Here is a 13,042-nt window from a genome sequence, read left to right on the forward strand (position 1 = left end):
TCGCGAAGGTGCTGGGCACCACGGCGAAGGTCATCGACCCGATGACGTACATCGCCAAGGGCGCCGGCGCCGGCCTGGCGAAGATCGGCGACATCGCCACCAGCCTCAAGGGCGTCGGCACCATCGACATCCCCACCCTCCCGGACGGCTCCGTCCAGCTGCCCGACGGCCGTCTGATGGACCCGAACGGCAACCTCGTCGCGCCGAACGGCGTCATCGACACGACGCCGGTCCCGCACGAGACCGGCCCGCCGGTCCCGCACGGTACGGCCACGCCGACGCTTCCGGCCCACTGGACGCTCCAGGGCCAGCAGCCCGTGTACGCGGGCGACGGCATGGCACACACGGTCGACAATGCCGGGCACCACAACTACGCCGCGTCCCACAATGCCCCCGCCGGGCAGTTCGGACCGCCGCCCACGTCGACGCCGTACGGCCACATGCCCTCGCCGTCCGCCTACGACCACGCGCCGTCGCCGTCGGCGTACGACCAGACGCCGACCACCGCGCCGCACACCGGCGGGCAGACGCCCTGGTACCACCAGACGACGGGTCCGAACCCGGTGCACGACGTCCCGCACACCGGCGGCCCCGACGCCCCGCACCACACCGGCCCCGACGTGCCTGGTCCCGGTCACGCCGACGACGTGGCGCACGGCGCCGGCCACACGGACGACATGGCGCACACCGGCGACCACACCGGCCTCGGCGACAACGTGGTGGACGCCGCCGCACACCACGGCACGGACGTGCCGGGCACCCCCGGACACCAGGGCCCGGACGTACCGGGCGGCGCAGGCGAGCCGTTCGAGTACAAGCCGCTCGTCTCGAACAAGGAGTGGGCTCAGCTATCGACCGCTGAGAAGCATCGGGTCGCCTACGCCGAGATTTCGGAAGGTACGGCCCCCTTCCCAGAAGACACCGACGCCATCGCCTACGGGCAGGCCTACTGGAACGACTACGCGGACAACATGTCGGCCGAGCGGAAGCAGGCTGTCTGGGACTACACCGATGAGCCGAACTACGGCCTTCCCGCTCCGCGTCCCGAGGGCTGGGCCACGTACCGCGAGATGAACGGCTACTTGCGGGGCAACGCCTCGAAGTGGAGCCCCTACGTCCAGCACAACATCGACGAGGTCGACGCGGCCCTTGCCGGCCGGGCCGTTCCGGAGGACGTGATGGTCGTCCGCGGCACCGGTATCGGGCACCTCGACCTGGACAACCCGCTCGACATGCTGGGCAAGACCTACGACGACCAGGGCTACATGTCGACTTCGCTCGGTAACCACCCGGTGGGTGCCTTTGCGGGTGAGGACGCCATCCTGCACCTCAGAGTTCCCAAGGGAACACCGGCTCTCTGGGTCGAGAACGTCGGCAAGTTCGGACAGGGCGAACGAGAGATCTTGCTGGGGCGGGGCACGGAATACCGAGTGACTCGCGTGTTCATGGAGAATGGACAGGTGCAGGTCTATGGCGAAGTCCTGCCCCGGAAGTAGCTGACGAAAGGCATGACCATGAGCCGGGATCCGCGTGTTCCTCCCCGGGTGACCGAACCGCTGCAGTGGGAGGAAGTCGACAGCCCTCCCCGCTATGCCAACTCCACCGACAAGCCGGTGGAGTACGCGACGGTGGTTGACCGGGAAGGCACCGTCCTCGGGTACGTGTGGGTGAACGACGAGGATGACGCCGCGGGATGGCAGTACCGCCGGGCGGGTGGGGACGAGGCCTTCAACATGGGCGCCCTGTGGACAACCGAGTTTCACGAGGCCAAGGAAAAGGGCCTTGCCCCGTCGCAGGCGCTCCAGAGGATGACGCGTGCATACGGACCGGAGGACCCCAGCCGCGTCCTTCCCGGCTCGCTCAGGACTGCCCCCACCCTGCAAGCGGTGAAGGACCTGGCCACCGGGGCCTGACGTGTCCGAGCGTCCGCCCGTTCAAGGAACGTCGACTCATGAGCAGCGAACGACCGATCAACCCCCGCTCCGACGAGGACGTGCATTTCAACCTCGTGTCGCCGGGTCCGCCGCGGTATCAGAACCACACCGACAAGCCGGTGCGGTACCTCACGGTGGTCGACAAGCAGGATGGCGTTGTGCTCGGTTACGTGTGGGCCAATGACGAGGACGACGCCGCCGCGTGGGAGCCGCGTCAGGTGGCCGGCCCTCGGGCGTTCTCCGAGGGCAGCCTGTGGCACGCGAGGCTGGAGGGGGCCAAGGGGCGGGGCATCCTGCCGTCTCAGGCCCTGGCGGAGCTTCTCGCCAATCCGGACGGCGTCAAGGGCCGCGTCATGCCCGACTCACTCACCGATGCGCCGAGCACGGCCGCGGTGGAGGAACTGGCCAAAGGTGAATAGGGAGCAAGGGATCAACCCACGCTTCGACGACGACCGCGAGCCGAGTCCCGCCGTGCCGGATTCCCTCACCGAAGCCCCGGCCTTCGCCGCACTCGAAGAGCCGGGCGCCCGCGGCTGAAGCGCCGGAGAAGGCCTGACCAGATGTCCAGTCCCCTGCACTACGTCGCCATCACCGCCACCGACGGTGAACTCATCGGCTACCTCTGGGCCGACGCCACCGTCGTTGACCTGGTGCACCGGTCGGCGAGCAGCAGCCGTGCCTACGACGCGGGCACGCGGTGGTGGCGGCGGGCCGATGATGCCCGCAAGCGGGGTCTGGCCCCGCTCGGCGTCCTCACCCTGCTCAGCCGGGAATCCGATGTCGGCCCCGTCACCGGAGCCCGTGACCTCGCCGCGATCGAGGAACTCGCCCGTGTCGTCACCCCGGAGGACGACCGGCGTCTGCTCGATCAGCTCGACCGTGACAACGCGGGGGCCTGGCACGAGCTCGCCGAGGCCTTCGGCGCGCTGACGGACGAGGACCGGGACATCACATGGGGTGGCGGGCAGAAGCAGGCGAACGGCGTGTACCACGTGGCCTTCCCGCTCTACAGCCGGCCGCTGAAGCGCGCCGTCGCGGCACTGTCCGGCGTCGGTGCCGTCACCCCGGAGCACCGGTGGGTCGACAGCCCGATGCCGCAACCGTCGCCGGACGGGCGGCTGTCCGCGGCCGACGCGGTGCGTGCCGCGACGACGATCGTGCGCGGGGAGCGCTTTTCCGACGGGACGATCGCCGCCGCCGTGCAGGACGGCCTCCTGGACGCCGTCGTCGCCGCCCTTCGTGCCTGGTACGCGCAGCAGGCGCACCCGCACCACGACGAACGCCCCCTCCTCATGTGCAGATTCTGCGGAGGTTCCCCCGCCGCCGACGTCAGCTTCCGTGCCCACCGCGGGCTCGTCGTTCTGATGGGGTTCAAGAAGGCGGACGGGCCCATGTGCATGACCTGTGGCCTGGCCGTGTACCGCGCCTACACCACGCACACCCTCTGCGTCGGCTGGTGGAGCCCCCTTTCGCTGTTCGTCTTCGCGCCGTTGGCGCTGGTCCGCAACGTCCTCGCGGTGCGCCGGGTGAAGCGGCTGCCCGCCCCGGGGCCGGGGACGCTCGGCCCGCGGTACGACCCCGGCGTGCCCGTACACCGCCGGCCCCGCGCGTACGTCGCCCTCGTCCCGGCCCTGTGGCTGCTCTTGATGGTCGTGACGGGGCTGTCGGGAGGGGTGTGAGAAGCCGCGAGGGGCCGCCGTACCCGGCTGTACGCGTGGCGCGTCCATGTCTTATGTTGCGGAAGCGAAGTCAGGGGGATCCGCATGCCGCAGGAGATGAGTCTCACCGAGATCGAGGCCGTCGCCCGCACCGCGCACGCCGGGCAGACGGACAAGGCAGGGAGGCCGTACGCCGAGCACCTGGCGGCCGTCGCCGAGGGGGTGCGCGCCCGGGGCGGGCAGGACGACCTCGTCGCCGCCGCCTGGCTGCACGACGCCGTCGAGGACGGTGCCCTGAGCGAGGAGTGGCTGGCCGGTGCCGCGCTGGCGCAGCGCACCAAGGACGTCGTACGGGCCGTGACCAAGCGGGAGGGGGAGGACCCGGAGGCGTACGCACGCCGGATTCTCGCCACGCCGGGTGCCCGGCTCGTCAAGGCCGCGGACCTCGCGCACAACGCCGACCCGGACCGCCTCGCCGTGCTCGACGAGCACACGGCCCGGCGGCTGAGCCACAAGTACGCCCGTATGCGTGGCCTCCTCGGCCTCACCCCCGACGACTGACGGCCCGCACGGACCGGCAGGCGACGAAGGAACGCCCGGCGCGCAGGGCATGACGCACCACGCACGGCGCACCACGCACGACGCACGACGCACCACGCACGACGACGATTTCTACGGCACGGGACGACGACTGAATGGCACGGGACTACGACAGCCAACTGCTGGAGTCGGTGGCGGTGCGCCGGCGCCGGATGCGCGACGCGCTGCTGTTCGGCGCGCAGCGTGCCCGGCGCACGGCGGACGAGCGGCTCGGCAAGATCTTCGCGGGTATCGCCATCGCGGCCGTGCTGTGCGCCGGCTGCATCGGCTGGTCCTTCGTCCAGTCCACTCTCGCCAAGCAGCGGGCGGAGCAGGACAAGCAGCGCCAGCAGCAGGAGCAGATGTACGACCCGTCGCCCGGCAAGTCCGCCGACGACGGCGGCGACGGTGGGGAGAAGCGGTGAACACGGTGTGTCCGACCGGCCTGAGCACGTCGTCCGGCGCCGATGACCGAAACGACGCGATGATAGGTTCCGGTGAGTGGTGAGCACATCAACGACGTCCCGGACTCAGCTGAGCCGAGTCACCCTGGTCGGTGAGCGCCGACGCGCCGACATCGTTCTGCCCTCGGACACACCGATCGGCCAACTGCTCCCCGACATCTTGCAGTTGCTGGACGACCGGGCCGCCACCCGGCCGACCACACGGCAACTCATCGGCACCGACGGCTCGGTGCTCCCGCACGAGGCCACGCTCTCGTCGGCCGAGGTCCCGGACGGCGCCGTACTGCGCCTGGTGCGCGCCCACGCGGCACCGCCAGCGCCGGTCGTGCACGACGTCACCGACCAGGTCGCCGACGACCTCGACCTGCGCGCCTGGCGCTGGCGTCCGGCCGCGCGCCGGGTCAGCGCCGGTGTGGCGACCTTCGTCTTCGCCGTGGCCGCGGCGGTGCTGGCCCGCCGGGAGTTCGGGCCAGATTCCGTCGCGACGGCGCTGCTCGCCGTGACCGCGGTCTTCCTGATCGCCGGCGCGGTGGTGGCGAAGACCGGCGGCGGCAACCAGGGGCTCGCCACCGCGCTGCTGCTCGCCTCCGGCGGGCTCGGCGTGCTCGCCGCGTGGACCACGGCCGACGCCTACGACTGGCCCGGCACGGCCCGGCTGGCCGGCGTCGTCGCCGCGCTGGTGCTCACCCTCGTACTGCTCGCCTTCTTCTCGCCGCTCGGCCGCGGCGGACTGATCGGGGCGGGGGCGGCCGCCGGCATCACCGTCGTATGGGAGGCCGTGGCCGCGGTGCAGGACCGGCCGGAGCGGCTCGGTGCCGTCATGGCGGTGTTCTCCGTGGTGCTGCTCGGGCTGCTGCCCCGGCTCGCGCTGATGGCCTCGGGCCTCACCGGGCTCGACGACCGTCGTTCCTCGGGCACCTCGGTCAGCCGGCACGAGGTCGGCAACGCGCTCGCCGCCACCCACCGCGGCCTCGCCCTCGCCACCGTGGTCACCGCGGCCTCGGCCGCCGCCGGCGGCTGGCTGCTGACCACCGGCGAGGACCCGGCCGTCTGGTCGGTGGTCCTGGCCTCGCTCACCGCGGTCGTCCTGCTGTCCCGGGCGCGGGCCTTCCCGTTGGTCGCCGAGGTCGTGGCGCTGTTCGGGGCTGCGGCGCTGCTCGTCGTACGGCTCGGGGTGCTGTGGCTGGACCACGCCGGCGGTGCCGGTGCGCTCGTTCTGCTGGGCGCCGCGGCGCTGCTGCCGCTGCTGGTCCTCGCGATCGAGCCGCCGGAGCACGTCCGGGTGCGGCTGCGGCGGCTGGCCGACCTGGTCGAGTCCCTGGGTGTGATCGGGCTCTTCCCGCTCGCCGTCGGGGTGTTCGGCATCTACGGGCAACTGCTCAACAAGTTCTGAGGCTTCGAATACCAGACGCCGAGGCGCGTCGCTCCGGGCGGGACGACGAGGCGGGAGCGTCGCGGGAGGGAAAGGGCGACATGCCGAGCGGGGACAACTGGCAGGGCGACGTGCTGCGCGACCTGAGGGCCGGCGCGGCCGGACAGCCTGCCGCGCAGCCGGGCGCCCGGCCAGGGCAGCGGCCGGGCGGTCAGTCCGGCGCGCGGCCGGAGCACGACCGGCCGGGCCAGGAGCAGCAGCAGCCGCAGCAGGCGGCAGGGCAGCCGGGGCCGCAGCAGGTTCCCCCGCAGGGCCCCGACCCGGCCTACGGCTACCCGGAGCAGCCCCAGCAGCCCGACACCGCCTACGGCTACCCGCACGGCCCGCAGCCCGACACCGCCTACGGCTACCCGCACGGCCCGCAGCCCGACGCCGCCTACGGCTACCCGCACGGCCCGCAGCCGGCCACCCCCGAGGTGCCGCAGCAGGCTCACGGCTACCCGCAGCAGGGCCACGCCGACCCGGGCCCCCCGTACGCCCAGGCCCAGCCCTACGCCGACCAGCACCAGCCCCAGCAGCAGGCCGCCCCCACCCCCCAGCCCGCCCCCGCCCGCCGCGCCCCCGCGTCCCGCGCCACCCCCGACTCCCGTCCGGCCGTGGACAAGCGGATCGTCGGCACCGGACTCAGGCCCCGCCGCGGCGAGCCGTTCGCCGCCCGCGCCCTGCGCGCCGTACGCCGTACCGTCTCCTCCTCCGCCGCGCGCGAGGTCGCCGCGACGACCGCCACCGCCGAGGTGCTCCAGCAGGCCGTCACCACCGGCCGGCAGATCGCCGTGACGTCCATCCGCGGCGGCTCGGGCAAGACGACCGTCGCCGCCCTCCTCGGCACCACCTACGCCCACTACCGGCAGGACCCGGTCCTCGTGGTCGAGGCCGACCCGGCGCTCGGCTCCCTGCCGCTGCGGCTCGGCGCGCAGAACCTGCGCTGGACCACCGGCGACCTCGCCGACGTCGTCGAGCCGCAGATGTCGCTGCTCGACGTCACCGGCTACCTCGTCCAGCTGCCCGACAACGCCTGGCTGCTGCCCGGCAGTCAGGGCCAGGTCGGCGCCATGCTGGACACCAGGGCCTACGAGCGCGTCATGGTGTCGCTGCGCCGCTACTTCGGGGTGACCGTCGTCGACTGCGAGACGCTGCCCGCCGAGGTGGCCCGTACCGCGCTGTCGGCCGCCCAGGCGCGGGTGCTGACCGTGCCCGCCACGCTGGAGGGCGTCGCCAGCACGCACGCCGTGCTCCAGTGGATGCGGGGGCTGCCCCGGGACATCACGACCTCGACGGTCGTCGTCCTCACCGAGACCGTGCCGCACACCGGTGTCGACCTCGACAAGGCCGCCGAGCCGCTGAAGGCGACCGGCGCGAGCGTGCGGACCCTGCCGTACGACCGGCATCTCGCCGCTGGCGGCACCATCCGCACCGACCTGCTCGCGCGGGCCACCCGGCAGGCCGCCGCCGGCCTCGCCGCGGAGGTCTTCCAGCTGTCCCAGAAGCGCCGTTGAGCTCCCCGGAAGGGAACCCCCAGAGGCAAGGACGATGAGCACCCGACTGATCCACCGCCCGGCCCGGACCACCCGTCCCCCGGCCGCCCCCGCGTCGCGCACCATAGAGGCACCGCCCAACCTGCCCGACGGCAAGACGGGTTCGGTCGCGACCTCGCTGCTGCCCGTCGCCGGTGTGATGTCGTCCGTGGTGATGATGACCGTCGTGCGCAACAGCCAGTTCGCGGCGCTGGGCGCGATCATCCTCGTCGTCACCATCGTCGGCTCGCTGATCCTGGTGTTCTCCCAGCGCGGCAAGGCCCAGCGCACCCGCCGCACCCAGCGCGAGGCCTACCTCGCCTACCTGGAGGACCTGCGGGAGGAACTGTCCACGGAGGAGCGCGAACGCCGGGAACGCGCCCAGGTCCTCAACCCGCCGCCGGACGCCCTCTACGACATCGTGCGCGACCCCGCCCGGCTGTGGGAACGGCGCCGCATGGACGGCGACTTCCTGCGCGTGCGCGTCGGCACCGGCGAGATGCCGGTCCGCGACCTGAAGGTCGGCGACCAGGGCTCCTCCGTGCTCACCCCGCCCGACCAGTTCATGCTGAACGAGGCCTCCGCGCTGGTCTCGCGCTTCGGCACCGGCACCGAACTGCCGCTCACCGTCCCGCTCGACCGGGTCGGCAACATCAGCGTCATCGGCCGCCGCGAGGACACCCTCCGGGTCGCCCGCGCCCTGCTCGCGCAGGCCGCCGCCACCCACGCGCCCGACGACGTGGCGATGGCGCTGGCCGCGCCGGGCGAGCGCATCGGCGACTGGGAGTGGGCCAAGTGGCTGCCGCACCTGCTCGACGGCGAGCAGTTCGACGGACCCGTGCCCGCCCGCCGCATCGCACCCTCGGTGCCCCAGCTGGCCCGAAAGATCGGCCCCGAGCTGCGCCGCCGCGCCTCCTACGCGGCCGAGGTGCGCCGGGGCCTGTCCGGCCGGGACGCGCTCGCCATGTCCGCCCGGCTGATCGTCGTCGCCGACGCGCACGGCGACGACGCCGTGGACCTGCCCCGCCCCGACGACGCGGTCGGCCTGCGCGACATGGGCGTCAGCGTGCTGCACCTGCTCGACGAGCGGGTGCAGGAACCCGGCAGTGTCGGCGTGCGCATCACCGTCGACGGCGAACGCGTCGTCATCGAGGACCTGCGCGAGAGCGAGCCGATCAGCGCCCACGGCACCGTCGACGAGGTCGGCACCGCCTTCGCCGAGGGCCTCGCCCGGATGCTGGCCCCGCTGAGGCTGTCCGCCGACTCCATGGGCGCCGACGCCCCGCTGACCGGCCCGGTCGACTTCGCCGAGCTGCTCGGCATCGACGACGTGGCCCGCCTGGACCTGGACCGGCTGTGGGCGCCGCGCGGCGAACGGGCCTTCCTGCGCGTGCCGATCGGCGTCAGCGACTCCCGCGAGCCCGTCCTGCTCGACCTGAAGGAGTCCTCCGAGCTGGGCATGGGCCCGCACGGCCTGTGCGTCGGCGCCACCGGCTCCGGCAAGTCCGAGCTGCTGCGCACCCTGGTGCTCGCCCTGGTCGCCACCCACCCGCCGGAGGACCTCGCCCTCGTCCTCGTCGACTACAAGGGCGGCGCCACCTTCGCGCCCTTCGCCGACCTGCCGCACGTGGCCGGCGTCATCACCAACCTGGAGAACCAGGCGGGCCTCGTCGAACGCGTCCACTCCTCCCTCGCCGGCGAGGTCAAGCGCCGCCAGCAGGTACTCAAGGACGCCGGCAACGTCGCCGACATCGGCCACTACGCCGCGCTGCGCGCCGAGAAGCGCCCCGACCTTCAGCCGCTGCCGCACCTGTTCGTGGTGATCGACGAGTTCGGTGAACTGCTCACCGCCAAGCCGGACTTCATCGACCTGTTCCTGTCCATCGGCCGCATCGGCCGGTCCATCGGCGTGCACCTGCTGCTGTCCAGCCAGCGCATCGAGGGCGGCAAGCTCAAGGGCCTGGACACCTACCTGTCGTACCGGCTGGGCCTGCGCACCTTCTCCGCCGACGAGTCCCGCACCGTGCTGGACACCACCGACGCCTTCCACCTGCCGCCGCTGCCCGGCTTCGGCTACCTCAAGGTCGACACCAGCCACTACGAGCGGTTCAAGGCCGGCTACGTCTCCGGCGCCTACAGCGGCCCCGTGCAGCGCGAGACCGAGGACACCGGCCCGCTCGCCCTGCCCTACGACGCCTACAACTCGCTCGGCGAGGAGTCCGCCGCCGCTCCCGTCGAGCAGCCGCAGATGCGGCGCCGGGAGACCGGGCCCACCGAGATGGGCGTGATGATCGAGCAGCTCGAAGGCGCCGGTGCCCGGCCGGTCCGGCAGATCTGGCTGCCCCCGCTGCCCGCCGCCGTCGCCCTCGACAAGGTCGCCGGCCCCGTCGAGGTCGGCCCGCGCGGGATGCAGCTGGCCAAGCGGAGCGGACCGCTGCGGGTGCCGCTCGGCGTGCTCGACGACCCCACCAAGCAGTGGCAGGGCCAGTGGTACCTGGACCTCACGCTGGCCGGCGGCCACGCGGCCGTCATCGGCGGCCCGCAGTCCGGCAAGACGACACTGCTGCGCACCCTCGCCCTGTCCCTGGCGCTGACGCACACCCCGCAGGAGGTCGGCGTCTACGGCCTCGACCTGGTCGGCGGCGGCCTCCAGGCACTGTCCGGGCTGCCGCACGTCGGCGGCATCGCGGGCCGTGCCGACCGGGAACGCGCCGCGCGCACCATCGACTCGGTGCGGGCCATGCTCGACCAGCGCGAGGAACTCTTCCGCGTCCACTCCATCGACTCGCTCGAACAGCTGCGCACGCTACGCGCCGCGGGCCGGGTCACCGAGCTGGCCTCCACGGAGATCGTGCTGCTCATCGACGGCTTCGGGGCGCTGCGCGACGACTTCGAGGAACTGGACGACGCGGTCGCCGACATCCTCAAGCGAGGCGGCGGCTACGGCATCCACGTCGTCGCCGGCATGCTCCGCTGGAACGACGTGCGCATCGCGACCCAGTCCCAGTTCGGCACCCGTGTCGAGCTGCGCCTGAACGACCCCGGCGAGTCCAGCATCGAACGCAAGCTCGCCCAGACCCTCTCGCCCGAGGAGAAGGGCCGCGTCCTGACCGACGGCAAGCTGTTCGCCCAGGTCGCGCTGCCCCGCACCGACGGCCTCGCCGACACCGCCGACCTCGGAGCCGTCCTGGAGCGCACCGCCCGCACGGTCCGCGCCACCTGGACCGGCGAGGTCGCCCAGCCGGTGCGGGTACTGCCGCACATCCTGGAACCGCAGGCGCTGCCGACCCCGGCCGCCGAGCCGCGCCGCGTCCCCATCGGCCTGGACCAGACGCAGCTCGCCCCGGTCCTGCTCGACCTGTTCCAGCACGACCAGCACATGCTGATCATGGGCGACAGCGAGTGCGGCAAGACCAACCTGCTCAAGGTGATCGTCCAGGGCCTGATCGAGCGCCACGGCGACGACGAGCTCGTCTTCGGCGTCTTCGACCCGCGCCGCGGCCTGCGCGGCGTCGTCCCCGAGGAGTACCGCGGCGGCTACGCCTACAACGCCAAGCTGTGCGCGGGCCTCGCCGCCGGGATCGCCTCCGAACTGGACAAGCGGCTGCCCGACGAGAGCGCCGGCGGCGCCGACCTCGAGCCGGGCAGCTTCTCCGGCCCGAGGATCGTGATCCTCGTCGACGACTACGACGTCCTGACCACCGCAGGACAGCAGCCCCTGGCGCCCTTCGTGCCGTACATCCCCTCCGCCGTCGACATCGGCCTGCACTTCGTCCTCACCCGCCGTGTCGCGGGCGCCTCCCGCGGCCTGTACGAGCCGATGCTGCAGAGCCTGCGCGAGTCCGGCGCCTCGGCGCTGGTGATGGCCGGCGACCGCAGCGAGGGCCAGCTCCTCCCCGGCGTCTACGCGAGCCAGCAGCCGCCGGGACGCGGCACCCTGCTGCGCCGGGGCGAGCCGACCCGGCTCATCCAGACCGTCTACGCGGGGACCAGGTGAACCCATGACCAAGGACGTCATCGCCCTCACCAAGAAGATGCCCGACCCGCTGAGCGTGCTCGCGGGCCTGCTCTCCGGCGGCCCCGACAAGCTCGTGGGCGCCGAGGGCGACGGAGCCGTGGTGCGGCTGTGCGACGAACAGGGCCGCCCCCTCGTCTCCGTCGAGGCACCCCTGCTCGTGCAGGTCCGGGGCGAGGCCGAGCGGCTGCTCGGGGCCCGGGAACCGGAGGCGCCGTACTGGTGGACCGAGGCCCGCGCCACCACCGGTGTGAAGGAGGCCGAGGAGCTCGCCGGGACGTTCGCCGCCCGGCTGGCCACGCTTGTCGGCGGCACCGCCTGGCCGCGGGAGGCCGCCCGGTCGATGGCCGTGGTCAAGACGGACGGCGTCAGCGTGGTGCCGGCCCAGGCGGCCGCGCAGCCCGCCGTCGACGTCCTCACCGACAAGGTCGCCGTCGTCATCCAGGACCGCCCGGTCGTGGCGATGACGGCCTGGCTCGCGGACGCCTTCCGCGCCGCCGCCGAGGCCGGACGCGGCCTTCAGATCGTCACCCCCGCCGGCACCCGCATGTCCCCGGCGGTCCGGGGCGCCCTGCCGGGCTGGCCCTCGCGCTGGGTGGTGCAGGACGAGCGGGACGGCTACTACGACGGCCTCTCCGGCGCCGTACTGCGCTGGGACAACGGCCTCTTCGTGACCGTGGAGTCCCCGGAGGCGACCCCCGAGGACCCGCGCACGCCGGTCGCCCGCACCTTCGGCGAGGACGTCGCCGACACCGGTGAACGCCAGCTTGCCATCTCCTTCCGCACCGTGCACCCGGCGGACGACCGCCTCGTGCTCGGCGGCGCGGTGGAGGCCGTCTGGCGGGAGATCACCGGCGAAGCGCCCGCCGGCTGGGGCACCGAGGAGCCCGCCAACCTGCCCTGGTCGCTACGGCAGCTGACCGACGTGGCCTACGAGCGGACCCCCGAGCCGACCTGGTTCGTGGTCGTCGGCACGCCCGAACGCCCGGGACTGGCGACGGTGCGCGTCACGCGGACCAAGGCCGGCGTGGAGGAGGACGTCACGATGGCGTTCGGCTACGGCCCGGCCGAGCAGATGCCCTCCGACGCCGTGCCCGCCGCGGCCGAGGCCCTCGCCACCCGGCACGACCTGCAGTCCATGCTGGTGCAGATCCGCCGGGCCCGCCGCGACCTGTCCGTACCGCCCCGCTTCGAGGGCCCGGGCGTGCCGTACGCCTTCGTCCTGGGCGCCGAGGAGGTCCGCACGATGCCCGGCGACCGGGCCCGGCGCACACCGCTGGCCGAGCCGCCGCGCGAACTCGGCCCGCGCACCCGCCCCGCGCTGTACTACCCGCTGCCCGGCGATCCGTCGGACCTGTCGGGCTGGCAGGAGTTCGAACGCCTCATGCGGCACCTGAAGGGCGCGTCCTGAACCGCTCGGGCCCCTGAACGCGGAGCCGGGTCACC

The 13,042-nt window shown here is 73.1% G+C and carries 11 protein-coding genes; all 11 read left to right on the forward strand.

The window, feature by feature from the left end; translation table 11 throughout:
- Positions 1 to 1,496 (forward strand): ADP-ribosyltransferase (locus tag ACGF8A_RS20575; protein WP_393110129.1); only part of this gene is annotated, 1,496 nt, incomplete at its 5' end.
- 48 nt (positions 1,497 to 1,544) lie between these two features.
- Positions 1,545 to 1,913, forward strand: a complete 369-nt coding sequence (locus tag ACGF8A_RS20580; protein ID WP_393110131.1) for a hypothetical protein — start codon at positions 1,545 to 1,547, stop codon at positions 1,911 to 1,913.
- A gap of 38 nt (positions 1,914 to 1,951) precedes the next feature.
- Positions 1,952 to 2,353 (forward strand): hypothetical protein, encoded by a 402-nt coding sequence (locus tag ACGF8A_RS20585; protein ID WP_393110133.1) that lies wholly within the window; start codon positions 1,952 to 1,954, stop codon positions 2,351 to 2,353.
- A complete protein-coding gene (locus tag ACGF8A_RS20590; RefSeq protein WP_393110135.1) occupies positions 2,346 to 2,471 on the forward strand; it encodes a hypothetical protein in 126 nt (41 codons plus the stop codon). The genes ACGF8A_RS20585 and ACGF8A_RS20590 overlap by 8 nt, the downstream gene beginning before the upstream one ends.
- A gap of 23 nt (positions 2,472 to 2,494) precedes the next feature.
- On the forward strand, positions 2,495 to 3,613 hold the full coding sequence (locus ACGF8A_RS20595) for a DUF6508 domain-containing protein (protein WP_393110137.1): 1,119 nt from the start codon (positions 2,495 to 2,497) through the stop codon (positions 3,611 to 3,613).
- 84 nt (positions 3,614 to 3,697) lie between these two features.
- Positions 3,698 to 4,153, forward strand: coding sequence for an HD domain-containing protein (locus tag ACGF8A_RS20600; RefSeq protein WP_393110139.1), 456 nt, complete (start codon positions 3,698 to 3,700; stop codon positions 4,151 to 4,153).
- 134 nt (positions 4,154 to 4,287) lie between these two features.
- Complete coding sequence (locus tag ACGF8A_RS20605; protein WP_393110141.1) at positions 4,288 to 4,596, forward strand: hypothetical protein; 309 nt, start codon at positions 4,288 to 4,290, stop codon at positions 4,594 to 4,596.
- Between the two features lie 76 nt (positions 4,597 to 4,672).
- A complete protein-coding gene (gene eccD, locus ACGF8A_RS20610) occupies positions 4,673 to 6,028 on the forward strand; it encodes a type VII secretion integral membrane protein EccD (protein ID WP_393110144.1) in 1,356 nt (451 codons plus the stop codon).
- 80 nt (positions 6,029 to 6,108) lie between these two features.
- Positions 6,109 to 7,563, forward strand: coding sequence for a hypothetical protein (locus tag ACGF8A_RS20615; RefSeq protein WP_393110146.1), 1,455 nt, complete (start codon positions 6,109 to 6,111; stop codon positions 7,561 to 7,563).
- Between the two features lie 34 nt (positions 7,564 to 7,597).
- Positions 7,598 to 11,578 (forward strand): type VII secretion protein EccCa, encoded by a 3,981-nt coding sequence (gene eccCa / locus ACGF8A_RS20620; protein WP_393110148.1) that lies wholly within the window; start codon positions 7,598 to 7,600, stop codon positions 11,576 to 11,578.
- A gap of 4 nt (positions 11,579 to 11,582) precedes the next feature.
- A complete protein-coding gene (locus ACGF8A_RS20625; RefSeq protein ID WP_393110150.1) occupies positions 11,583 to 13,007 on the forward strand; it encodes a DUF6177 family protein in 1,425 nt (474 codons plus the stop codon).
- Positions 13,008 to 13,042: the final 35 nt, after the last annotated feature.

Origin of the sequence: Streptomyces sp. NPDC047706 (genome assembly GCF_043204795.1) — a bacterium.
Classification (GTDB): Bacteria; Actinomycetota; Actinomycetes; order Streptomycetales; family Streptomycetaceae; genus Streptomyces.